The sequence below is a fragment of the Cetobacterium somerae genome (assembly GCF_022430525.1).
Taxonomy (GTDB): domain Bacteria; phylum Fusobacteriota; class Fusobacteriia; order Fusobacteriales; family Fusobacteriaceae; genus Cetobacterium_A.
This window is the reverse complement of sequence record NZ_CP092520.1, coordinates 319357-344972: the sequence shown is the minus strand read 5'-3', so window position 1 is coordinate 344972 and position 25616 is coordinate 319357. Positions and strand designations below refer to the sequence as shown.

Here is a 25616-nt window from a genome sequence, read left to right as displayed (position 1 = left end):
TATATGGATTTTACACAATCTCAATTAAGAATATTAGAGATGATTAAAAATAAAAACAAAATATCAAGAAAAAGAATTGCTGAAGAGTTGGAACTAACTCCAGCAGCTATAACAAAATCAATTGAACCTTTATTACAATGTGGAATAGTTTTAGAAGTATCTCAAAGAGAATCAACTGGAGGAAGAAGAGCGATAGATTTATCTTTAAATAAATATTGGGTAGGAAAAATTTTGGGAATATCATTAACTCCTACATCGTTGGTAATATCAGTTGGAAATGTAGCTGGAGAGATAGTTAAAACAAAAAGTTATAAAATATCAGAAGATAAAGAGTTAATAGATTATTTAGAAAAAATTATTGAAAAAGAGTTAGAAGAGGAAAAAGGAATAAAAGTTATATCGATGGCAATAACTGGACTTATAAACTCAGAGAAGGGGATTATTATATTTTCTCCTCACTATAAAAGAAAAAAAATTGATATAAGAGATAGGATTGAAAAAAGATTTAATTTGCCGACACTAATAGAAAATGATGTTAGAGCTATGGCCTTAACAGAAAAATATTTTGGTGGAGCTCAGGATAGTGAAAATTATGTAGTTTTAAATGTTTCAGAAGGAATTGGAAGTTCAATATTTGTAAATGGGAATTTATTATCAGGTCATGGATTTATTTCTGGAGAGATTGGTCATGTAGTAATGGATAGAAGTAGTTTAAGAAGATGTTCTTGTGGAAAAAGAGGGTGTTTAGAAGCAGAGGCATCAAATAAAGCCATAATAAATAGACTTATTTCTATGATTAAATTGAATAACTATAGTTCGTTAAAAGAAAAATTAAATACCAAAGGAATAATTGGGATTCTAGATGTATTACAAGGAGTTAAAGAGAGAGATTTTTTAAGTACAAAGGTTAGTACAGAAGCCATGGTTATAATTGCTCACAGTATAGATATGATAATTTCTTTAATAAATCCAGAAAAAATAATTTTAGTAGGAGAGCTATTTAAAGAAAAATTACTTTTAAATACTTTGAAGTTAGAGTTACAAAAAGTTACTTTAGAGGAACAAAAATATGATTTGATAGTTTCAAATATGTTAGATGAAATGCATACTTATAATCCGATATCGGTTGTAAGACATAATTTATTTAAAAAAAATATGTGGAGGGATGAGATTTGAAATTAAATATTACAGAGTTTGGAACAACTTTGAATGGTGAACAAGTATTTTTGTATAATTTGAAAAATGAATTTGTTGATTTGGAAATTATTTCTTTGGGAGGAATTATAAAATCTTTAAAAACTTCTGATAAAAATGGAAATTTTGAAAATATAGCTTTAGGATATAAGACTTTAGAAGAATATGAAAAAAATGAATATTTTTATGGATGTATAACAGGAAGAGTAGCTGGAAGAACAAAAGACGGAATTTTAAAAATAGGAAATAAAATTTATGAGTTGCACAAAAATAATGGGGGAAACAATTTACATGGAGGTCCTAATGGTTTAAATACAAAAGTGTGGAAGGGTGATGTAAAAATTTCTGAGGATAAAGGAATTTTAACATTAACATATAAAAGTCCTCACTTAGAAAATGGATTTCCAGGAGAAGTAGACTTTAAAGTTGTATACACTTTAGTGAAAAACAAATTGAAAATAGAATATTTTGGAGATAGTGATAGAGATACATATATAAATTTAACAAACCATACATATTTTAATTTGAGTGGAGAAGCAAAATATGATATAAAAGAACAATTTTTAAAAGTTAATGCAGAGGGGTATGGTTGGGTAGATGAAAATACAGTTCCTTTAAAAATGGAGAGAGAAGATAATTTTATTAACTTTGAAAACTTTCAAAAATTAGGAGAGATTTTACAGTTACCACATAAACAAGTAGAGATTGTTGGAGGAGGAATTGATCATCCTTTTGAATTATCAAAAAAATATAATTTTGATATTGAGTTAAAGGATGAGGAATCAGGAAGAAACATTAAAGTGAAATCTAGTGAACCTGTAGCAGTTATTTATACAGGAAATTTCTTAGATAAAAAGCATAATGGAATATGTTTTGAAATGCAAGATTATCCAGATATTTTTAACTTTATGCCAGAAAAGGCTAAAATTTATAATAATAAAACGAAGTATTATACACATACAACATTCGAATTTAACAACTAATTGTAGAATAAATGTAAAAAAAGAGTTAAAAATAAACAAAATAGTTGAAAAAAATAAAAAGATGCTATATAATAACCTCAGATTTAGTAAAAAACAAGGAGGAAGAATTAATATGGCAGAAGTAGTACTAAAAAAAGTAGAAAAACAGTATCCTAATGGATTTAAGGCAGTTCATGGTATCGACCTTAATATTAAAGATGGAGAGTTCATGGTATTTGTAGGACCATCTGGTTGTGCAAAATCAACTACTCTTAGAATGGTTGCAGGTTTAGAAGAAATTACAGGTGGAGAAATCTATATAGGAGAGAAGCTAGTTAATGACTTACCTCCAAAAGATAGAGGAATCGCAATGGTTTTCCAAAACTATGCACTATATCCTCATATGACAGTTTATGATAATATGGCGTTTGGACTTAAAATGGCAAAAGTTCCTAAAAATGAGATTGATAAAAGAGTTAAAGAAGCAGCTGAGAAGCTTGAAATTACAGATCTTTTAGATAGAAAACCTAAAGAGATGTCTGGAGGACAAAGACAAAGGGTTGCTGTAGGAAGAGCTATTGTGAGAAAGCCAGAAGTATTTTTATTTGACGAGCCATTATCAAACCTAGATGCAAAATTAAGAGTTTCTATGAGAGTAAGAATAACTCAACTTCATAAGCAATTAAAAGAAGAAGGACAAAATGCAACAATGATTTATGTAACTCATGATCAGGTTGAAGCTATGACAATGGGTGATAGAATTTGTGTATTAAATTATGGAAAAATTATGCAAGTAGATACACCATTAAATTTATATAATACTCCAGCAAATAAATTCGTAGCAGGATTTATTGGTTCACCAGCTATGAATATAGTTAAAGCCTCTTTAATTTCAGACGAAGGAAAAACTCTTGTAAAATTGGCTAATGGAGACAAATTAGAATTACCAAAAGAAAAAGCTGAAAAAGCAAAAGCGCATATAGGAAAAGATGTATGGTTTGGAATAAGACCAGAAAATGTAGGAAATAAAAATACAGCAAAACCTGGTGATTCATCGTTAGTAGGAAAAGTAAATATAGTAGAGCAAATGGGTAATGAGGAGTTTATCTATTTCTTTATAGGAGATACTCAGTATACAGCAAGAATTCCAGCAGAGAAATCTACAGGAGCAAACTTTAATCAACAAGAGAATTTCTATTTTGAAATGGATAAGTGTCATTTATTTGATATAGAGACAGAAAAGAATATAACAATTTAATAGTATGAATATAAAAAGAGGTCTTTTTAAAGGCCTCTTTTTTGTATTAAATTTATTTTTTGATTTCTACTGTAACAGATAACAAATCTTCGTTTAATTTATAAGCTGTAAAAAACAAAGAACTTGCTTCTTTTGAAAAGAGATTAGGTGTTCCCTCTGGATAATAATCTTCAAAGTCATCTGAGTCTTCAACAATATATGGAGATTCTAAAAAATCAATAAACTCTCCATCATTAAAATATTGTTTATAAATTTTTAAAGCTTCACTCTTATTCATTTCCATTTTTATTCCTCCCTTAGCCTAATTAGCTTATGTTACTTTCTACTAAAGAATTGATAAAAATCCTACAAAGAATTTTATAGTTTTTATTGTATTTGACAAAAAAGAAAAATTAAAGTATATAGAGATATTGAAATAACTCAAAATAGGAGGAGATTTATGAAGAAACTTATCAATAAAAAAGAGAATATCGTAAAAGAGATGATTGATGGAATGATAAAAGCATATCCAAATAGTATTGAAAGTGTGAAAGATTTACCAATTATTGTGAGAAAAGAAAAGAAGAGTGAAAAGGTAGCTTTAATCAGTGGAGGCGGAAGTGGCCATGAACCAGCTCATGCAGGATTTGTAGGATATGGGATGTTAGATGCAGCAGTAGCTGGAGAGATATTTACTTCTCCAAGTGCTGATAAAGTTTATGAAGCAATAAAAGCAGTTGACTCAGGTGCAGGAGTTCTTCTTATAATTAAAAATTATAGTGGAGATGTAATGAACTTTGAAATGGCTGCAGAAATGGCAGAAATGGAAGGGATAAAAGTAGGGAAGGTAATTGTTGATGATGATATAGCAGTAGAAAATAGTACATATACAGTTGGAAGAAGAGGAATAGCAGGAACTATATTTGTACATAAAATTTTAGGAGCAGCAGCAGAGGCTGGATATTCTTTGGAAAAGCTCGAAGAGCTTGGAAAAGTTGTTGTAGAAAATATAAAAACAATGGGAATGTCTTTGAAATCATGTATGGTATTTACTACTGAAAAAAATAGTTTTGATTTAGCAGAAGATGAAGTTGAAATTGGATTAGGAATACATGGTGAACCAGGGACTCATAGAGAAAAATTTGTAGATGCAAATACACATGTAGATCATCTTTTAGAAAAAATATTGAAAGAATCCAAAGTAGAGAATGAGAAAGTAGCGGTTTTGGTAAATGGATTAGGAGAAACAACTTTAATAGAATTGTTTATAGTTAATAATAGAGTTACAGATATTTTAAAGGAAAAAAATATTATCATAGAAAAAACTTTAGTAGGAAATTATATGACATCTTTAGACATGGGAGGATTTTCAATTACAATATTAAAACTTAATGATGAAATTGAAAAATTATTAAATGCTAAATCTGATACTGTGGCATTAAAAACATTCTAGGAGGACAGATGGAATTAATAACTTTAATAGACAAAATAGCAGATAGAATATATGAAAATAAAGATTACTTAAGTGAATTAGATAGAGAGATTGGTGATAGTGATCATGGTGTAAATCTATCTAGAGGTTTTCAAAAAATTAAAGATGAAAGTGAAACATTAAAAAGTCTTAATTATTCAGATTGCTTCAATAAAATAGCAATGATACTAATATCTAATGTAGGTGGAGCATCAGGAGCAATATATGGAACCGGCCTAATGAAAGTAGCACAAAGTTTAAAAGGAATTGACATATTAGATAGGAATAATATAATAAAAGCAGCTGAAGCAATGGTAGAAGGAATAAAAATGAGGGGAAAAGCTCAATGTGGTGAGAAAACAATGTTAGATACAATAGTGCCAGTAGTTGAGGTATTAAAAAATAATAAAGAAGATTCTTTAGATATATTATTGAAAAAAATTCAAATAACAGCAAAAGAAGGAATGGAATCAACTGAAAATATGTTAGCAACAAAAGGAAGAGCGAGTTATCTAGGAGCAAGGAGTATTGGTCATATAGACCCAGGAGCAATGTCTTCATATTTAATCATTGATACAATCTGTAAAAATTTAAAGTAGGTGATAAAATGTTAGGTTTCGTAGTTGTTTCTCATAGTAAACGTTTAGCTGATGAGGTTATTGAACTTTGTAATGAAATGAAAAAATATAACTTTCCTGTAGTAAATGGAAGTGGAACAGATGAAGATTATCTAGGATCAAATCCTTTAATTATAGCGGAAGCTATAAAAAAAGCTTATATAAAAGGAGGGGTTGCTATTTTTGGTGATTTAGGAAGCTCAATATTAAACGCAGAGTTGGCTTTGGAATTCTTAGATGAAGATTATGATAAAGAAAAAATAAAAATAATGGATGCTCCTTTAGTTGAAGGTGTATTAATGGGAATGGCAATAAATGATGAAAAATTAACTTTAAAAGAGTTAGAAGCTGAATTAAAAGAGTTAAAGTTTTTAAGTAAGATATAGAGAATACAAGCTATTAAAGTTATATTTTAATAGCTTGTTTTTATATAAAAAAATAAAAAATGTAACTTATGTTACAGAAAAATTGTCCAAAAAGATATATTATATATTCAGAAAAGAAAGGAGAGGATATTGTGGGAAATTTTGGAGGAAATTTACAAAAGATTAAGAATGGTAAAAAAACATATGGAATAACACCTCACATTCCTGGAGGATTTGTAACACCAAATATGCTAATAAAAATAGCAGAAGTTGCTAAAAAATATAAAGGTGTCTTAAAAATTACATCGGGCCAAAGAATTTTAATAACAAATTTGAAAGAAGAAGACTTGCCTAGCATTTGGAATGAATTAGGGATGGAACCAGCTGTAAAAACTCAAAATTCTATAAAAAATGTGGAGATTTGTCCTGCAAATTTTTGCAAAAGATCAAAATATCCTACAATAGGTTTGGGTATGAAAATTAGTAATGATTTTCATGGAATGGAACTTCCATGTAGAACTAAAATAGCAGTAGTTGGATGTAGAAACGCATGTACAAGTGCTTATTCTAAAGATATTGGTGTTATTGTAGATATGGATGGAAAATTTTTTATTACAGTTGGTGGAAGTGCAGGTTTTAATCCTAGAAATGCAGATATTTTAGTTAAAAATCTTTCTGAAAATGAAGCGTACCTTTTAGTAAAAATTGTGTTGGAGTATTATAATGAGAATGCTCAAATGGGAGAAAAGTTAGGTCATTTTATAGATAGAATAACAATAGATAAGTTTAGAAACGATATTATAAAAGAAAGAAATTCAAAGGAGGAAAAAAATGATAACTAAGGATACTATAATAGCGGATATTATTGAGATAAATCCAATGGCAGTAGAAATTTTAATGGGGTATGGCATGGGATGTATAGGGTGTCCGTCAGCACAAATGGAAACTTTAGAACAGGCATGTGAAATACATGGATTAAATATAGATGAAGTTTTAGAAAAATTAAATAAAAAATAGAGAGGTGTAAAGTGAGTTTATTTTTAGGAAAAATACACTATTGGCTTTTTAATAAAATATTATGGTTTGAAAATATAGAGGAATGTGTTATTACCTTAGCTTTAGAAGAGGGAATAGATATTAAAAATGTTAGAAATGAAATTGAAAGTAAATATGGAAAAAAACTTGAAAATAGAAATTTAGAAGAGATTATTGATTTAGAAAATATACACGGATGGTTACAAAATAGAATACATTCATCAGAAGCAAAATTAGCAGCATGGATAAAAATTATTTTGGAAGATGATTTAGATGCTAAGGAAAAATTAGAGGAGATCTTTCAAGAGCAAGGTATTTTAGCAGCAAGAGAGGCTAAAGTTGAAAGAGAATATAATAATGCCATTGATATATATAATAGTGTAAATAATTATATTTTAGATGGGATGCCTTGTGATAGAGTAAATATCATATCTATCTCTGAAGAAAATCTTGTGAGCTGGAAAAGAAGGATTTGTGTTCACGAAGAAATCTGGAATAAAGAAGGTATAGATGTAAGGGTTTTTTATAACTTAAGAAATATTTGGATAAAATATTTTATAAAGGAATTAAACAATAATTTTGAGTACTTAGAAGAATCTTTAGGAGAGTATAAGATATTAAAAAAGAATTAAAAAATAAACATTTAAAAATGGCGAAGTTATTAACTTCGCTATTTTTATAAATGTCACTAATTTGACTGAAACTATAAATCATGTTTAAAAAAAGGGAGGTTTTACATGAGTGTGAACAAAAGAGAAAATATAGGGTTAGATATTAAAAAAACAAAAACTTTCAAAAAAGTTTTATTAAAAGAGGATCCCATTTTTTACATTTCATTTTTCATCATTTTTGCAATTTTATCTGTTATTGGATTAAATAAATCTCAGTTTGAAAAGATAACAAAAGTATTATTAAATTCCATAATAACAAATTTTGGATTTTTATATTTAATAATAGTATTGTTAATAGCATTAGTATGTTTATATCTTTGTTGTAGTAGTTATGGGGATATTCGATTAGGAAAAGATGATTCAAAACCAGAATATTCAAATATTTCTTGGTTTTCAATGCTTTTTTCAGCTGGAATGGGAGTAGGATTGGTATTTTTTGGAGTAGCAGAGCCTATGACTCATTTTGTAAATCCAATAGGTGGAATAGAGAGCGGTTCCAAGTCAGCAATAGATTTTGCGTTTAATACATCGTTTTTTCACTGGGGAATACATCCTTGGGCAATTTATAGTTTTTTAGCTTTAGGAATGGCATATTTTCAATTTAGAAAAGGAGAAAAAGGACTTATTAGTTCATTGTTTTCACCGATTTTAAAAGGAAAAAAATATGAAAAACAAATAAAAATGGGAATAGATGTAATAGCAGTTTTAGCTACTATAACAGGGGTAGCAACAACTCTTGGATTAGGTGCTCTTCAAATAAATAGTGGATTAAATTATCTTTTTAATATTCCTAATAATATAACTAGTCAAATTATAATAATAGGAGTTGTAACAGTTATCTTTGTATACTCGGCATTAGGGTCTTTAGATAAAGGTATAAAAACTTTGTCTAACTTAAATGTACTTATATCATTTTTATTACTTTTTATTGTTATTATATTTGGGCCAACAATTGGAATTTTTAATGTTTTTTCAGAGAGTTTGGGAAACTATTTGAATAATTTTTTGAAGATAAGTTTAAGAACAAATAGTTTTGGTGACAAAACATGGTTATCTTCGTGGACAATTTTTTATTGGTCTAATTGGGTTGCATGGACTCCATTTGTAGGAACTTTTATAGCTAGAATATCTAAAGGAAGAACTATAAGAGAGTTTATTATAGGAGTTGTGGTAATCCCATCGCTAGTTTCATTTATTTGGTTTTCAGCTTTTGGAACATTAGGAATATCTTTAGGAAAAGAGTTCGCAAAAATAGCAATAGAACACACTGAAACAGCATTATTTTTAGTTTTTGGTGAGTATCCTTTGGGAGATTTAATGAGTGGGGTAGCTATAGTACTTTTAGCTTCATTTTTTATAACCTCAGCAGATTCAGCCACTTATGTTTTAGGGATGATGAGTTCAGATGGAGATTTAAATCCACCAGGATATAAAAAATTAATTTGGGGAATTTTCCAATCACTTTTAGCAATAGCACTTATATTTGCTGGTGGATTAGATATGTTGAAAACAGCATCTATAATAATAGCTTTTCCACTTTTGATATTGCTTCCTATAATGATTTTTTCACTTTTTTACTCTCTTAAAAGAGATATTTTTATAAAAAAGCGTATGAAATTGAAAAATGAAATAAAAAAAATGTCTTTAGAAGAGATAGGATATCTTTCTGATACCTTGAAAGAGATAAATATGAGATAAAAGATTTAATTTAAAAGCTGTAGATCATTAGTTATCTACAGCTTCATTTTTTATTTTTTCAGAGCCTTTTAATTTTAAAATAGGATTTATAATAATTTTTTGAGTGTGCTCCGTATTGTTTTTTAATTTTTTAAATAACATTTTTGCTGAAATCAATCCTATTTCAGAAATAGATCTAGTAATAGAGCTTATATTTAAATTTAATATATCAAAATAATCTGGATTGTCAAACCCGATGATAGAAATTTTATTTTTTTTATTAATTTCATTTTGATATTTTATAAAACCAAGTGTAATAAGATTACTACAGGAAAAAATAGCTGATAGGTTAGAGTTTTTTGAACAAATACTTTTTGCAACATTGTAACCATCTTGAACTTCTAAGTCAATTTCATAAATAAAACTATTATTGAATTCAATATTATAAACTTTTAGAGCGTGACAATAACCAAGAAATCTATTATACATATTTTTATGCTTCAATTTTCCAACTAAAATTCCTATATTACTATGATTCTCTTTTATTAAAGCTTCTGTTGCGAGAAAACCTGCTTTAAAATCATCTAAAAAAACTCCATCATGATAAAAATCTAGCTCTCGATCAAATAAAACAAAGGGGATAGAATAGTCTTCTAGTTTTTTTAAATTTTTTTCAGAGTTACTACCACCAGAAGGACACATTATAACACCTAGAATATTTGATTTAATTATAGAATCAATTGATTCTATTTCATTTTGAAAGTTTTCATCTGTATCAAAAATTAGTACTTGATAGGACTCTTTTCTTGACTCTTCAGTTATCTTTTTTACAATTTCAGAAAAAAAAGGATTTTTCAAATCTGAGACAATGACAGCAATTCTTTTTATATCATTAGCTATTTTATAAGAGTTATTATAAAATCCAGATTCTATTAAAAGTTTTTCAATTAAATCTCGTTTTTCTTTTCCTACACCTGTTTTATTATTTAAAACTCTAGATACTGTTGAAACAGAGGTATTTGCACTTTTAGCAATTTCTTTTAATTTCATAAGGTTCCTCCCTAAAATTAAGCTGATATATTTTTAAGTATATAACAGAAATAGAAAAAAATGTATATATTTAATATAATTTTCTTATGAAATTTACGCAAATTTTTGCGTAAATAAATTATAAAATTCCTTGTTTTATTATTGATTTCAAGAAAAATATAAAGTATATATCTAATAGAATAAAAAATATAGACAGTATTTTACTGAAAATAGGGAGGTAATTTTAATTGAAAATTGAGCATATTAGAGAAAAAATTATTGCAACATCACTAAAAATGTTGAGTGATCAACTTACAAATGGAACAGCAGGAAATATTAGTATCTACGATAGAAATGAAAAATTAATCGCAATAACTCCTTCAGGAATTCCATATGTACTTTTAAAACCTGAAGATGTATCAGTTGTTGATTTAGATGGAAATTTAATAGAAGGAAAAACACCAAGTAGTGAGTTAGAGATGCATTTAATGCTTTATAGAAATCGAAATGATATAAATGCAGTGATACACGGTCACACTAAATATTCAACAGCCATAGCATGTTTAAGAAAAAAGTTACCTGCAATAGATTATATGATAGCAGTTACAGGTGACAAAGAAGTTAGATGCGCTGATTATGCAAGTTATGGAACAAAAGAACTAGCTGAAAATTGTTTTAATACTATGAGAAATTCAAGAGCGTGTCTATTAGCTAACCATGGAATAACAACAGTAGGAGAGGATATTGAAATAGCTTATAATGTTTTAATTCAAGTAGAATATATTTCAAGTTTGTATCTATTATCTTCAGCTGTTGGAGAGCCAGCAATTATAGAAGATGAAGAAATATATAATATGATAGAAAGATTCAAAGATTATGGTAAAAAAATAAAATAGGGAGGTTTTATGAAATCCGTTTTATGTTTAGATTTAGGTGCTTCTAGTGGAAGGGCAATCATTGTTACAAATAATAATTGCTTAGAATTAAATGAAGTTCATAGATTTCCAACCAAAACTTTAAATAAAAATGGAAAAATTTATTGGGATTTGCCCTATATTTTAAATGAAATTAAAATAGGAATAAAAAAAGCACTTAAAGAAAATTCAAATATTCAATCTTTAGGCATAGATACTTGGGGATGTGACTATGGATGGTTGGATGAAAATGGTCAACTTTTTAGAAATCCGAGATCATATAGAACTTGTATACCACAAAAAGTAATTGATGAGGTTCATAATAAAATATCATTGGAAGAACATTATAACATTTGTGGAAATGGTCATTTTGCATTTAATTCAATATATCAACTATGTTATGATATAAAGTATGAAAATATATTAGAGAGTGGTGCTAAAGAATTTTTATTTATGCCAAACTTAATTTTATATTATTTAACAGGAGAAAAAGTATGGGAATATACTATAGCTTCTACCTCTGGATTATTAAATGCTGAAAATCGAGATTGGTCTAAAACTATTTTCCAAAAGTTAGAAATTCCTTCAACGATTAAAGGTGAGCTGACTCATCCAGGGACTACATCTTATTTTTTAAAAGATGAAATTTTAAAAGAGTTAGATATATCTCAAAATATACCAATAGTTTGTGTTCCAGGTCATGATTCAGCTTGTGCAGTTATTGGAGCTAATTTAGATAACAATAGTGCATATTTGATAAATGGAACTTGGTCTCTTTTAGGAGTTGAGCTTTCTAAAACTATAACTGATTTAGTAGGATTAAAAAAGGGGTTGGTAAATGAAGGATCTTTAGAAAAAAAAATAAGATTTATGTCTATGACAATAGGAACGTTACCATTACAATCTTTAAGAAATCAATGGAAAAAAGAAAATGAAAATATAGATTTTAAAGATTTTTCAAATCTAGCTAAAAATTCTATTTTGAATAATCATATTGAAATAACTGAAGAGTTTTTAATCACATCTGATATTGAAAATCTAATAAAAGATAAATATTTTAAAAAGTATCGTTGTGTAATAAATTCTAAAGAAGATATTTTAAGAATAATCTATAACAGTTTAGGAAATAACTATAGAGAATCTTTAGAATTAATAAAAACTTTATCTAATAAAGAGATTAATAATGTTGTACTTTTAGGAGGAGGTAATCAAGATAGTTTTTTAATAGAAATTATTAGAAAATCTTTTGATTGTTCCATTATAATAGGTCCAATTGAAGCTTCAGTTACAGGAAATGCTTTAATACAATTTAAAAGTTTATAATTAATAGGAGGAATTTATGATAAAAAAAATAATTAAATCACTTACTCTTTGTAGCATATGTTTAGCTTTTCTTGCTTGTGGAGATAAATCTAAAGATAATGATAGGGTTAAAATTAGATTATTAACTAGAATGGCTGGAACATCAAATTCAGTCAAAGTTTATAAAGATATTATTTATCAGTTTGAACAAAAATATCCAGATGTTATTGTTGTAGATGAATCTCAAGGAGATGAGTCTTCTTTTAATAATAAATTAAAAACAGATTTAGCCTCTGGAACTTTACCTAATATTTTTAGAATACAAGGAGTTGCTAATTTAGGGGAATATGTTGATACAAACTTATTAGCTGATATGAAACCAATTTTAGATGAAGATAAAGAGTGGGGTGAAGGATTTAATAAAGGAGCTTTAAATTATTACACAATTCCTGGGAAAGATGGAATATATGCGATTCCTATGGAACAAGGATTAATGGGATTCTATTATAACAAAGATTTATTTAATAAAGCAGGTGTTGAAAAGTTTCCTGAAACTTGGGATGAATTCTTAGTTGCTATTGATAAATTAAAAGGTATTAATGTTATCCCAATTGCTTTAGGTGCAAAATCTACTTACTCAGTAGGACATTTACATAATCAGATTTTTTATCGTTGGTTAGGTGTTGATGCAGCTAAAAAACTAGGTTCAAGAGAAATTAAGTGGACTGATCCGGAAGTTGTTCAAACTTTAGAGTTTATAAAAGTTTTAAATGATAAAGATGCTTTTTCTCCTTCTGCTCCTGGAATAAGCAATGATATTGCTACAACTCAGTTCAAAAATGGTGAAGCAGCTATGATATTTACTGGTCCATGGAATATATCTACATTTGTAGACTCTGAGAAAACACCAGTTTATGCAAATATAGATTTTGCTAAATTTCCTTATTTTAAAGAAAAAGCAGAGTTTAAAAATCAAGACATGCAAGTTATTAGTCCATATATGATTTCTGGAAATTTAAAAGGAAAAGAAAAGGATTATACAATTGAACTTTTAAAAATGTTAACTTCTAAAGATGCTGGAATTAGATATGTAAATGAAGCAGAATTTTTACTTCCTCGTATTGATTTTGAAGCGGATAAAAATAAAGTAGGAGAGCTATTCTTAGCTAATAATACATTAGCTCAAACTTCTGATGGAATAGGTGTTGATGTCTTTGATTTTGATAAAATACCATCTATGCAAGATAGAACTAGAAACTCTATTGTTAGTGTTTTGATGGGAGCTTCACCAATGGAAGCTGGAAAAGAAATTCAAGAAGAGATTTCAAGAAAGGAGTAGTTAATGATAAAAATTCATAAAAAATCAGATAAAATGTTAATCCTAGGATTTGTTTTACCAGCGTTACTTATATATGTTGCTTTTCAAATTATCCCACTAATTGGAGCATTAGTATTTTCTGTTTCTAAATGGAATGGATTAGCTGTCTCTCCTGTTAAATTCGTTGGATTAGATAATTTTAAAATTCTTCTAAATGATAAGAATTTCTTAATATCTTTAAAAAATATGATAAAAATGGTGGTATTTAGTGTTGGCTTTCATACTCCTATAGCTCTTTTGTTAGCTGTAGCTATAAACTCAAAGTGTAGAGGTCATAAACTTTTTAAAGCTATATTCTTTGTTCCTACTATATTCCCTTTAACTGCAGTAGGACTTATGTGGTATTTTATATTTATGCCCAATGGTGCTCTAAATTTATTTTTAAAATCTGTAAATTTACATCAGCATGTTGTACCTTGGCTAATAAATGAAAGTACTGCTATGAATGCTATAATATCAGTTAATATTTGGGTAGGTGTTGGATTTTATATGGTTATTTTATTGGCAGGATTAGCAACAATTCCAGATGAGCTTTACGAGGCTGCACAAATTGATGGAGCTAATTCAATTAAACAATTTTTTTTAATAACTATTCCAATGTTAAAGCCAATCATAGGAATATGTATTGTTATGGATATTATAGGGTCTATTAAAGTTTTTGATCTAATATTTGCCATGACTGAGGGTGGACCTAATGGTTTGACTAATTTACCAACCACTTTGCTTTATTACGAATCTTTTAGATATGATAATTTTGGAAAGGGAAGTGCAATTGGAGTTTTACTTTTGCTCTTAGCATTATCTTTAGTATTTTTAAGTAATTTTTTAACTGGAGAAAAAAGGAGGAGTAAATGAAACAAAAGCAAACTCATCACGTAGTTATAACTTATTCATTTTTAATTTTTGTAAGCTTATCTTTCATAGGTCCTATGATTTTTACAGTTTTTTCTTCTTTTAAAAATAATAATGAGATATTTTCTACTCCCTTTTCAATTCCTAAAATTTTTAGAGTGGAAAATTTCATTGAAGCTTGGAATGCTGCTAATATGGGAACTTATTTTTTCAATAGTATAGTGATTTCGGTATCAACTGTTATTATTTTAATTTTTACTGCATCAATGGTTTCGTTTATTTTATCGAGATTTAACTTTAAATTTAATAAGTATCTGTCAGTATTCTTTCTTCTTGGGATGATGATACCTATGCAAAGTGTATTGGTTCCTATTTCATATTTTGTGGGAATTCTTAATCTAAAAAATAATTTAATAGCTTTAGTTTTAGTTTATGTTGCATTTTCTTTACCATTTAGTATTTTAGTTTTGACAGGATTTATGAAAGGGATAAATAACTCTTTAATAGAAGCTGCTATTATTGATGGTGCCAGTTTTTGGCAAGTTTACTTAAAATTAGTGCTTCCTTTAAGTATGCCAGCTATTGCTACTGTATCTATTTTTAATTTTTTAGGAGCATGGAATAATGTGGTTTTTCCTCTCCTTTTTATAAATGATAATAAATTAAAGCCTATAACTCTTGGGCTTCTTAACTTTAATGGTGAGCGTGGTTCAGAATATGGATTGTTAATGGCTGCTATCACAATTACAGTTTTGATACCTTTGATTATCTATATGTTATTTCAAGAAAAAATAGAAGGTGGGTTAACCGCTGGAGCCATAAAGGAGTAATTATGAAAAAAGAAATCCAAAGACAAATACATTTAGATTTCCATACTAGTGAATTTATAGAAGATATTGGAATAGATTTTGATCCAACAGAGTTTGGAGAAACTTTAAAAAATGCCCATGTCAATTCAGTGACGTTGTTTGCACGATGTCATCATGGATGGCTTTATTATCCATCTAAAAAATACCCACATTTAATTCATCCTAATTTAAAAAATAAAAATCTATTAATAGAACAAATAGAGGTTTGTCATAAGCAAGGTATAAAAACGCCAATATATACAACAGTTCAATGGGATGGAAGAGTGATGAGAGAAAATCCAGAATGGTTATCTTTAGATGAAAATGGCGAGTTTATCGATACACAAAATATTCCAAAGCCTCATTTTTATAATACAATTTGCCTAAATACTGAGTATCGTCAATTTTTTAAAGAACATTTGGAAGATATTGTAAGTTCTGTTGGAAAAGATAGAATTGATGGTTTTTTTCTAGATATTTTATTTAAAGTCGATTGTAATTGTAAACAGTGTCAAGAAAAAATGAAGGCTCTAAATATGGATATATATGATAAAGAAGAAAGACTAATTTATTCCTCTATTATGCTAGATGAGTTTAGAAGAGAAATTGCAACTTATATTGAAAATCTTGTACCAGGAAAAAGTTTATTTTTTAATAGCTCTCATGTAGGACCAAATTTCAAAAAAGCTTTAGATGTATATTCTCATTTAGAACTAGAATCTTTACCGAGCGGTGGATGGGGATATGATCACTTTCCTGCTACGGTAAGGTATGCTAGAAATTTAGGAAAAGATATTATTGGAATGACTGGTAAATTTCATACTTATTGGGGAGATTTTCATTCATATAAAAATTTAGAAGCTTTAGAATTTGAATGCTTTAATATGCTGACATTAGGGGCTGGATGTTCTATAGGAGATCAGCTTCATAATAAAGGGCAATTATCTTTAAGTTCTTATGATTTAATTGGAAAAGTTTATGAACAAATAGAAAGAAAAGAAGAGTTTTGTACAGAAATTACACCGATGTCAGAAATAGCGCTTTTAACACCAGAAGAATCTTATTCTTCTAATGAAAGTGGAATAGATCCTGGGCTCATAGGTGCTATGAGAATACTTCAAGAAATGTCTTATCAATTTGAAATTATAGATTCTTCTATGGATTTTTATAAATACAAAGTCCTTATTTTGCCAGATAAAATAGAATTTAATATAACATTAAAAAATAAATTAGAAAATTATATGAAAAATGGTGGAAAAATAATTAGTTCTTACATATCTTTAATAGATACTAGTAATGAAAATAATCTTTTTTCATTAAAGTATCTTGGAGAATCAGAGTTTGACAGAGATTTTATTCTTCCTAATGAAAAGATAGGGAGATCTCTTCCTAAAGAAGAGCATGTAATGTATTTAAAAGGAATCAAAGTAGAAGCAATAAATAGTGAAGTTGTTTTAGAAACAATAGAACCTTACTTTAATAGAGAGGGTATATTTTTCTGCTCACACCAACACGCTCCATCATCTGGAAAAAAGGGGTTTCCAGGAGCTTTAAAGGGCAATAATTACATTTATTTTTCACATCCAATTTTTAGAATATATAGAAAAAATGGTGCTAAATGGTGTAAGGAGATACTTAAAGATAGTTTGGAAATGCTATTAGATAAAAAATTAGTTGATCACAATGGTCCCACAACTCTAATAACTAGTTTAAATGAACAAAAAAATGAGAATCGAATTATTCTTCATCTTTTAAACTATCTTATAGAAAAACCTTCTCAAGATATTTATACAATCCAAAATAAATTAAAATTATATGAATTAGAAGTTAAAGTTAATATCCCTGATAAAAAGATTGTATCTATTTTTGAAGAGGAAACAAGAGAGGAGATTCCGTTTGAACAGAATGGACAAATAATAAAATTTAAAATTAACTCTGTGAATGGTCATCATATGACTATATTTAATTATGAAAATTAGCTTAAAATACCAAAGAAGGAGGATGTAGTGATAAATAGACTTATATTTATCATACAAAATGAAAATGAAAAGAGTTTTAGTAGGATCTATGCATCATGAATCAAATTCTTTTAATCCGATTATCACAGATGAAAAGGATTTCTCTATAAGATATGGAGAGGATTCATTAGTTTTTGAAACAAAAAATAATGCATTAAGAGGTATAGTTGATACTTTAAAAGAAAATGGATATGATGTTGTTCCAACGCTTAGTGCAAGAGCAGTTCCAAATGGGGAGGTAAGCTACGAACTTTATAGTAGATTAAAAAAAGAATTTATTGAGAGAGCTTTAGAAGCAGACAAAATAAAAAAACTAGATGGAATCAACTTAGCTCTTCACGGTTCTATGAGAGTAGTTGGATTGGGAGAGGCAGAAGGTGATCTTTTAGAGGAACTTAGAAAGCATTTTAAAGATATCCCAATTGTAGTTGCCCTTGATATGCATACAACTATGACTGATAAAATGCACAAATACGCTGATGCATATGTTGGATATAAATGTGCTCCACACACTGATTGTTTTGAAACTGGAGAGCATGCAGCAGAGATATTAATGTATATTTTTAAAGAGAATAAAATTCCTAAAAAATCTTGGGCAAGCGTTCCAATGCTAATAGCTGGAGAACAGTCAGAAACTTCAACTGAACCTATGGTTTATTTTATAAATAGATGTAGAGAATATGAAAAAAAGCAGGGAGTTTTAGGAGTTTCTATTCTTATGGGATATCCTTGGGCAGATAGTGAAGATGCTGCTGTTGGAATCTATGTTGTAGCAGATGATGAAAATTTAGCAAATACAATTTCAAAAGAGATAGGACAAGAGTTTTTTGATAGAAGAGACGAGTTTTCTTTTCATACAGAAACTTATCAGCCTGAAAAAGCTTATGAGGTTGCCTTAAAAGCTTTAGAGGAAAATAAATTTCCAATATATTTATCAGACTCTGGAGACAATCCTACTGCAGGTTCATCATCAGATTGTACAGGATTTTTAAAAATAATTTTAGAAAATTCTAAAACGAAAGATGTATCTACTCCAGTTATTTACGGAGGAATTTATGATCCTGAAGCAACGCTATTTTGTAAAGGAAAAATTGGACAAACTATAGAGGTTGTTGCAGGAGCAAAGTTTGATACTAAAACTACAAAACCTTTAACTTTAAAAGGAGAGGTTATTAATTATTTAGAAAAATGGGGAACATATGAAAGTGATTTAGCAGTCTTAAGAGTAAATAATGTAGATGTAATTTTAGCAGAGAAACATGTAGGGTATGTGACTCCTGAAATGTATGAAGATTTAAGATTAGATCCTAAAAATCGTAATATTATTGTTTGTAAATTGGGATATTTAACTGAGCACCATAAACTTCTTTCTAAAAGAACTATCATGGCTTTAACAACAGGAAGTACTAATGAGGATATTTTAAACATAAAATATGAAAAAGTTAAAAGACCAATATTTCCGTTAGATATAGACTTCAGTTATAAAGCAAAAACTAAGGAGGATAAACGTGTATAGATTAAATGGGAAATTACCAAAAGTTGGAATAAGAGCTACTATAGACGGAAGACGAAGAGGAGTAAGAGAATCCTTAGAAGGACAAGCTATGGATATGGCTAAAATGGTTGCTAAATTTATTGAAGAAAATTTAAAATATCCTAGTGGTGAGTCAGTGGAATGTTATGTTTTTGAAGAAACAATAGGAAGAGTTCCTGAGGCAGCTCGATGTGAGCAAAAATTTAAAGACAATAATGTTGGTGTTTCACTAACGGTAACTCCTTGTTGGTGTTATGGAACAGAAACGATAGATTGTACTCCAAATATACCAAAAGCTATATGGGGATTTAATGGAACTGAAAGACCAGGAGCTGTATATTTAGCAGCAGCAGCAGCAGGGCACGCTCAAATTGGAGACCCCGTGTTTTCTATATATGGAAAACATGTACAAGATGGAACTGATAAAGAGATTCCTGAAGATGTAAAGGAAAAAATATTAAAATTTGTTGAATCTGGTTTAGCAGTTGCTTTAATGAAAGGTAAATCATATCTATCTATTGGTAGTGTCTCTATGGGAATAGCAGGTTCTATAGTAAACCCAGATTTTTTCTCTGATTATTTAGGAATGAGAAATGAATATGTTGATATGGTAGAATTGAAAAGAAGATTAGATGAAGAGATATACGATGCTGAAGAGTTTAAAAAAGCTATGGAATGGACAAAACTTCACTGTAAAGAAGGAGAGGATTGTAACAATTCATATATTCAGAAAACTAGAGAAGCAAAAGATAAAGACTGGGAGATTGTTGTAAAAATGACAATTATAATGAGAGATCTTATGATTGGAAATAAAAAGTTGAAAGAAAAAGGTTACATAGAAGAAGCTGAAGGCCATAACGCTATTGCTGCAGGATTCCAAGGACAAAGACAATGGACTGATTATATGCCAAATGGAGATTTTTCAGAAGCAATATTAAACTCATCTTTTGATTGGAATGGAATCAGAGAAGCATTTGTTGTAGCAACAGAAAATGATTCTTTAAATGGTGTAGCAATGTTATTTGGTCATCTATTAACAGGAAGAGCTCAAATATTCTCCGATGTTAGAACATTTTGGTCTCCAGAAGCTGTAAAAAGAGTTACAGGAAAAGAGTTAGATGGAAAAGCTAAAAATGGATTAATACATTTAATAAATTCAGGTTCATCTTCTTTAGATGGAACGGGAGATCAAATAGATAAAGATGGAAATAGAGTGATGAAACCATTTTGGGAAGTAACAGAAGAAGAAGTAAATAAATGTTTAGATTCTACAAAATGGTGTGAAGCAGATTTAGGATATTTTAGAGGTGGAGGATATTCATCACAATTTTTAACTAAAGGTGAAATGCCTATAACAATGACAAGAATAAATTTAATAAAAGGATTAGGTCCTGTTTTACAAATAGCAGAAGGATATGCTGTTGACATACAAAAAGATGTTCATGATATTTTGGATAGAAGAACAAACTTTACATGGCCAACAACTTGGTTTGCTCCTAATTTAACTGGTGAGGGAGCATTTACAGATGTTCATACTGTTATGGATACATGGGGAGCAAATCATGGAGCAATTTCATATGGGCATGTTGGAGATAAATTTATAACGTTGGCATCTATGTTAAGAATACCTATTGCTATGCATAATGTATCTGATGAAAAAATATTTAGACCAAAAGTTTGGTCGTCATTTGGTACAATAGATAAAGAGGGAGCAGACTACAGAGCTTGTAAAAACTTTGGACCTATTTATGGAAAACTTAAAGGATAAGGAGATTAGATTAAAAATATGATAATATGAAAAAATATGAAACTAATTTTACCTAGGTGAAATTAGTTTCATATTTTTATTTGTGCGCTCTTTACAAAGTCCAGTTTATAGGGTAATAAAGTGGGGACTAAAATTTTGAGGGGGTTTACAAAAATGAATACAGTAAAGATGATGCTATTATTAAGTTCAGTATTAACAACATTATGCTATTCGGATAATTTAGATGGGTCTAATCATGCAAAAGGTCACGAAGGCATAAATCCAGGGAGTTATTCTAAAAAAAATCCATTTTGGACAAATAATCCAGAAATATTTGGAGATAACAGAGAGAAAGCACACGTAACTAAAATATCTTTCAATACTGTTGAAGAAGCACTAAGTAATCCAAATTATGCTGACTTTAAAAATTCTAAAAACTTTAAAAGTTTAAATGGAGATTGGAAGTTTAAATTGGTAGATCATCCAGATCAAGATTTAAAAGATTTTTATAAAACTGCCTATAATACGGAAGATTGGAAAACTATACCTGTTCCATCAAGTTGGCAATTACATGGATATGATCAAATTAGATATAACGATACAGCGTATCCTTGGGAATATCAAAAGACACCTATAAATCATCCGGATACTCCTAAAGATTATAATCCAATTGGTTATTATAAAAGAGAGTTTAATATAGATAAAAATTGGGATGGAAGAGAGGTTTATATCTCTTTTCAAGGTGTTGAATCAGCATATTATTTATATGTAAATGGAGAATATGTAGGATATAGTGAAGATTCTTTTACAGGTCATGATTTTGATATAACAAAGTTTTTAAAAGAGGGAAGCAATGAGATTGCAGTTAAAGTATATAGATGGAGTGATGGAAGTTGGTTAGAATCTCAAGATATGATTAAATTAAGTGGTATTTTTAGAGATGTTTTCTTATATTCAACTCCAAAAACATATATAAGAGATTATACAGTTGTAACAGACTTAGATAAAAATTATGAAAATGCAGATTTAAATGTAAAGGTAGATGTATCTACAAAATCAGGTTTTGTTCCTGGGAAATACACGGTTATTGGAAAAGTTTATGATGATAAGAAAAAAGAAGTTAAAAACTTTGAAAAAATTGTTGAAGTTACAGGAGATGAATTAAAGCAAATTATAAATTTTAACGAAAAATTTATAAATCCTAAAAAATGGAGTTCAGAAGAACCAAATTTATATACTTTAGTTTTAGCTTTAAAAAATCCTAAAGGTGAAATAATTGAAACTGTAAGTAATAGAATAGGATTTAGAAAAGTTGAAATAAAAGATAATAAAATAATGGTAAATGGAAAGAAACTGATGTTAAGAGGTGTTAATAGACATGAGTTTACAGGAGATAAGGGTAGAGTTGTAAGTGAAGATGTAATGCGTAAAGATATTGAGCTTATGAAACAAAATAATATAAATACAGTGAGATCTTCACATTATCCAAATGATCCAAAGTGGTATGATTTGTGTGATGAGTATGGACTTTACGTTATGGATGAAGCTAATTTGGAAACCCATGGAAGACTTGATGAAATTCCTCAAGATAGAGTTGAGTGGACACCAGCAGTTATAGATAGACAAGAAGCTATGGTTGAGCGTAGCAAAAATGAACCGTCTATAATTATGTGGTCAATAGGAAATGAATCGTCGACAGGGAAGAACTTTGAATTAGCTGCAAAATATTTAAAAGAAAAAGATCCAACAAGACTTACTCACTATGAACCACAAAGAGATATAACTGATACATATAGTAGGATGTATAGATCAATAGAAGAGATGAAGGCATACTTAGTTTATGAAGATAATACAAAACCATATTTACAATGTGAATTTGCTCATGGAATGGGAAATAGTATTGGAAATCTTCAAGATTATTGGGATGTTATGGAAAGTAATGAGATATTCCATGGCGGATATATTTGGGACTGGGTAGATCAAGCTATAGAAACAGTTGATCCTAAAACAGGAGAAAAATATTTTGCATATGGTGGAGATTGGGGCGATGAAGAATTTACAGATAAAAACTTCTCAGCTAATGGATTAATATTTGCTGATAGAACAGTTCAACCAGAACTTATAGAAGTAAAAAAAGTATTCCAAAATATAGGTATAAAAAATTCTGATTTATCCAAAGGAAAAATATCGTTAGAAAATAAATATATGTTCACTAACTTAAAAGATTATAATGGAAATTGGGAAGTTATTGAGAATGGAGAAGTTATAAAAAGTGGAAAATTTGAAGTAGATTTATTACCTGGAGCTAAAAAATATATAGATATCCCATTAAAAGATATAAAGTTAGATTCTAAAAAAGAGTATTTCATAAATATAAATTTTGCATTAAAAAATGATAAAAGTTGGGCACCAAAAGGTTATGTTGTTGCAAGCGAGCAATTTCAGGTAAAAGATAAAAATATAAGTAAGAAAATAGAGTTAAAGGATGTTAAAGAATTAAAGTATAAAGAAAATAATAGTACTTTAGATATTTCAGGGGAAAATTTTAAAGCAGAGATTGATTTAAAAAAAGGTGGAATAAAATCTTTTGAAAGTAATGGAAAAAATATTGTAGAAGCTCCACTTGAATTTAATTTCTGGAGAGCTCCAAATGATAATGATAGAGGAAATGGAGCGATGAAAAGACTGGATACTTGGAGATATGCTGGTAAAAATAGTAAGGTTGTAAACTATAAAGTTGAGAATATAGAGAATAAAGTTATTAAAGTAGATTTAGAAATAGATATTCCTACAAAAGAAACATCAAAACTTTATGTAACGTATCTTATTGATGGAAATGGAGAAATTTTAGTAGATTCGTCACTGTATTCTCCAAAAACTTTACCAGAAATACCTGAATTTAGTATGATAACAGAATTAAATTCTAAAAACAATAGAGTTAAGTGGTATGGAAGAGGACCAGAAGAGAATTATATTGATAGAAAGACAGGATATGATGTTGGAATTTATGAAGAAAATGTAGAAAATTTCTTTATTCCATATATAAATCCATCTGAGACAGGAAATAGAAGTGATGTTAGATGGGTTGAAATTGTTAATGAGAATGGAGAGGGATTATTAGTTACATCTGTTCCAGAGAGAGAAACTTTAGAGTTTAATACACTTTATTATACTCCAGAGGAGCTTTCAAGTGGAAAAAGACATCCTTTTGAATTAGATAAAAATAAGAATGTAGTTTTAAGAATAATTGGAAAACAGATGGGAGTTGGTGGTGATAATTCGTGGGGAGCTAGACCACATGATCAATATCAATTAAAATCTGGAGAAGTACAAAGATATACATTTAAAATAGTAGGAAAAAATAAAAATGTAGATTCATTCGAAAAAAGAGATAATAATTTAGCTGTAGATTCTAAGAATTATTTTGAAGCAAGAAGATCTATTGAGCAAGTTGCAGATAATGTAGTATATTTATCTGATTTAGGAGTAAAAAATTCAAATAAAATGACAGCTAAAGATAAAACTATCGCTGAAAATCCATTGACTCTAAGACTTGAGAATGGAGAGGTTATAAAATTTGATAAAGGTATAAATGGAGTATCAGATAATGATATAATTGTTAATATTGAAGGGAAAGGATTTAAAAAGTTCCAAAGTTATGTAGGATTAGACAGAGAAGTTTTAGGTTATAGAGGAACAGCTGAGTTTAAAGTTTTTGCTGATGGAAAAGAAGTTTTTAATAGTGGCGTTATGAAAAGTTCTGATAGAGCTAAATTCATTGATGTTGATTTAAATGGAGTTAAAGAACTAAAATTACAAATATTAAATTCAGACGGTGTAACAAAATATGATCATGGGACATATGGAGATGCAAAATTTATAAAATAAAAGGTTAAAGTAATTAGTTAGAAAAAGAGTTATGAAGAAATTTCATAACTTTTTTTTTTAGAAAAAATATAAAAAATTATCCAATAAAAAAAAACTATATAGTTATAAAATGATTGATGTTTGAACATAAAAGTGCTATAATTTGGTAATATGTAAAAAATGAAATTAGGAGCGTACAAATATGAATGACTGTGTAATTCTAAAGGGAAAAAAGGACAGGTTAGTTGTGCAATTAGATAGTAACATCGATTTTAGCTCTTTAAAAGATAAATTTTCTGAAAAGATTAAACAGGCGGAAGCATTCATAGGAGATGCGAAAATAGCCATTGAATTTACTAATAGAAAACTAACAGAAATAGAGGAAAATATTTTAATCGGAGTAATAAATAGAGAGACGAATATAAAGATAGCTTTCATTTTTTCTGAAAAGTCTACTTTCTCACAATTACCAGGAGGGCAACTTCCATTTAATAATATAAAAGATGTAACAGATGAAGGGTGCACAAAGTTTCATAAAGGAACTTTACGTTCTGGACATAATTTAGAGTTTGATGGAAATGTAGTTGTGTTAGGAGATGTAAACCCAGGTGCAGTTATTAAATCTAAAGGAAATGTAGTGGTATTAGGATATTTAAATGGAACTGTTTATGCTGGAGAAAATGATGGATCAGAAGCATTTGTAGGAGCATTTTCTTTAAATCCTATTCAAATTAAAATAGGCCAAGTTATAGCAAAAAATCCTAGTACAAATGTATTAGATGTTAACAAAGTAAAAAAAACCTTAGATTTTGAAGTAGCTTATTTAAAAGATGGGAATATTTTTATTGAAAAATTCAATAAAGCAACTTTAGAGCATATGATAAAAATATAAAGGGAA

Annotated in this window: 22 protein-coding genes; 20 read left to right on the top strand and 2 right to left on the bottom strand. The window is 28.6% G+C overall.

All coding sequences use genetic code 11. The features are described from left to right. The first annotated feature begins 3 nt into the window (after positions 1-3). From MKD34_RS10575 to MKD34_RS10565, 3 genes are all read left to right on the top strand, one after another. The gene (locus MKD34_RS10575; protein ID WP_240221555.1) at positions 4-1176 is read left to right on the top strand and encodes an ROK family transcriptional regulator; all 1173 of its coding nucleotides are present in this window, start codon (positions 4-6) and stop codon (positions 1174-1176) included. Next, the gene (locus MKD34_RS10570; RefSeq protein ID WP_240221553.1) at positions 1173-2177 is read left to right on the top strand and encodes an aldose epimerase family protein; all 1005 of its coding nucleotides are present in this window, start codon (positions 1173-1175) and stop codon (positions 2175-2177) included. Before MKD34_RS10575 ends, MKD34_RS10570 begins: the two co-directional genes overlap by 4 nt. Before the next feature lie 112 nt (positions 2178-2289). Further along, the gene (locus tag MKD34_RS10565) at positions 2290-3414 is read left to right on the top strand and encodes an ABC transporter ATP-binding protein (RefSeq protein WP_240221551.1); all 1125 of its coding nucleotides are present in this window, start codon (positions 2290-2292) and stop codon (positions 3412-3414) included. A gap of 52 nt (positions 3415-3466) precedes the next feature. Here the strand turns inward: MKD34_RS10565 and MKD34_RS10560 are convergent, their stop codons facing one another. Continuing rightward, positions 3467-3697: a hypothetical protein gene (locus MKD34_RS10560; RefSeq protein ID WP_240221549.1), complete on the bottom strand. Its 231-nt coding sequence runs from the start codon at positions 3695-3697 to the stop codon at positions 3467-3469. Between the two features lie 156 nt (positions 3698-3853). Here MKD34_RS10560 and dhaK point away from each other — a divergent pair, with 156 nt between their 5' ends. From dhaK to MKD34_RS10525, 7 genes are all read left to right on the top strand, one after another. Continuing rightward, positions 3854-4846 carry a dihydroxyacetone kinase subunit DhaK gene (gene dhaK / locus MKD34_RS10555; protein WP_240221547.1) on the top strand — a complete coding sequence of 331 codons (993 nt, stop codon included), beginning with the start codon at positions 3854-3856 and terminating at the stop codon, positions 4844-4846. Positions 4847-4854: 8 nt separating this feature from the next. Further along, positions 4855-5463 carry a dihydroxyacetone kinase subunit DhaL gene (gene dhaL, locus MKD34_RS10550; RefSeq protein ID WP_240221545.1) on the top strand — a complete coding sequence of 203 codons (609 nt, stop codon included), beginning with the start codon at positions 4855-4857 and terminating at the stop codon, positions 5461-5463. A gap of 8 nt (positions 5464-5471) precedes the next feature. After that, a complete protein-coding gene (gene dhaM / locus MKD34_RS10545; protein ID WP_240221543.1) occupies positions 5472-5867 on the top strand; it encodes a dihydroxyacetone kinase phosphoryl donor subunit DhaM in 396 nt (131 codons plus the stop codon). 131 nt (positions 5868-5998) lie between these two features. Then, positions 5999-6688: a nitrite/sulfite reductase domain-containing protein gene (locus tag MKD34_RS10540; protein ID WP_240221541.1), complete on the top strand. Its 690-nt coding sequence runs from the start codon at positions 5999-6001 to the stop codon at positions 6686-6688. Beyond that, complete coding sequence (locus MKD34_RS10535) at positions 6678-6863, top strand: DUF1858 domain-containing protein (RefSeq protein WP_240221539.1); 186 nt, start codon at positions 6678-6680, stop codon at positions 6861-6863. The genes MKD34_RS10540 and MKD34_RS10535 overlap by 11 nt, the downstream gene beginning before the upstream one ends. Before the next feature lie 11 nt (positions 6864-6874). Continuing rightward, positions 6875-7513, top strand: coding sequence for a hypothetical protein (locus MKD34_RS10530; protein ID WP_240221537.1), 639 nt, complete (start codon positions 6875-6877; stop codon positions 7511-7513). A 111-nt stretch (positions 7514-7624) separates the two neighbouring features. Continuing rightward, on the top strand, positions 7625-9250 hold the full coding sequence (locus MKD34_RS10525; protein WP_240221536.1) for a BCCT family transporter: 1626 nt from the start codon (positions 7625-7627) through the stop codon (positions 9248-9250). A 27-nt stretch (positions 9251-9277) separates the two neighbouring features. Here the strand turns inward: MKD34_RS10525 and MKD34_RS10520 are convergent, their stop codons facing one another. Continuing rightward, the gene (locus tag MKD34_RS10520) at positions 9278-10279 is read right to left on the bottom strand and encodes a LacI family DNA-binding transcriptional regulator (RefSeq protein WP_240221534.1); all 1002 of its coding nucleotides are present in this window, start codon (positions 10277-10279) and stop codon (positions 9278-9280) included. 227 nt (positions 10280-10506) lie between these two features. Here MKD34_RS10520 and MKD34_RS10515 point away from each other — a divergent pair, with 227 nt between their 5' ends. The 10 genes from MKD34_RS10515 to MKD34_RS10470 all read left to right on the top strand — a co-directional run bounded on the left by MKD34_RS10515 (position 10507) and on the right by MKD34_RS10470 (position 25610). Beyond that, a complete protein-coding gene (locus MKD34_RS10515) occupies positions 10507-11154 on the top strand; it encodes an L-fuculose-phosphate aldolase (RefSeq protein ID WP_240221532.1) in 648 nt (215 codons plus the stop codon). Positions 11155-11163: 9 nt separating this feature from the next. After that, the gene (locus tag MKD34_RS10510) at positions 11164-12495 is read left to right on the top strand and encodes a rhamnulokinase (protein ID WP_240221530.1); all 1332 of its coding nucleotides are present in this window, start codon (positions 11164-11166) and stop codon (positions 12493-12495) included. A gap of 16 nt (positions 12496-12511) precedes the next feature. Next, the gene (locus MKD34_RS10505) at positions 12512-13813 is read left to right on the top strand and encodes an ABC transporter substrate-binding protein (protein WP_240221528.1); all 1302 of its coding nucleotides are present in this window, start codon (positions 12512-12514) and stop codon (positions 13811-13813) included. 3 nt (positions 13814-13816) lie between these two features. Next, a complete protein-coding gene (locus tag MKD34_RS10500) occupies positions 13817-14707 on the top strand; it encodes a carbohydrate ABC transporter permease (RefSeq protein WP_240221526.1) in 891 nt (296 codons plus the stop codon). Next, entirely contained in the window at positions 14704-15534 is an 831-nt protein-coding gene (locus MKD34_RS10495; protein ID WP_240221524.1) for a carbohydrate ABC transporter permease, read from the top strand. Before MKD34_RS10500 ends, MKD34_RS10495 begins: the two co-directional genes overlap by 4 nt. 2 nt (positions 15535-15536) lie before the next feature. Next, complete coding sequence (locus MKD34_RS10490) at positions 15537-17531, top strand: beta-galactosidase trimerization domain-containing protein (protein WP_240221522.1); 1995 nt, start codon at positions 15537-15539, stop codon at positions 17529-17531. Positions 17532-17619: 88 nt separating this feature from the next. Next, positions 17620-19086, top strand: coding sequence for a M81 family metallopeptidase (locus tag MKD34_RS10485; RefSeq protein ID WP_240221513.1), 1467 nt, complete (start codon positions 17620-17622; stop codon positions 19084-19086). Beyond that, a complete protein-coding gene (locus tag MKD34_RS10480) occupies positions 19079-20872 on the top strand; it encodes an L-fucose isomerase (protein ID WP_240221511.1) in 1794 nt (597 codons plus the stop codon). Before MKD34_RS10485 ends, MKD34_RS10480 begins: the two co-directional genes overlap by 8 nt. A 153-nt stretch (positions 20873-21025) precedes the next feature. Continuing rightward, entirely contained in the window at positions 21026-24739 is a 3714-nt protein-coding gene (locus MKD34_RS10475; protein WP_240221509.1) for a glycoside hydrolase family 2 TIM barrel-domain containing protein, read from the top strand. Positions 24740-24920: 181 nt separating this feature from the next. After that, a complete protein-coding gene (locus MKD34_RS10470) occupies positions 24921-25610 on the top strand; it encodes a septum site-determining protein MinC (protein ID WP_240221503.1) in 690 nt (229 codons plus the stop codon). Positions 25611-25616 lie beyond the last annotated feature (6 nt).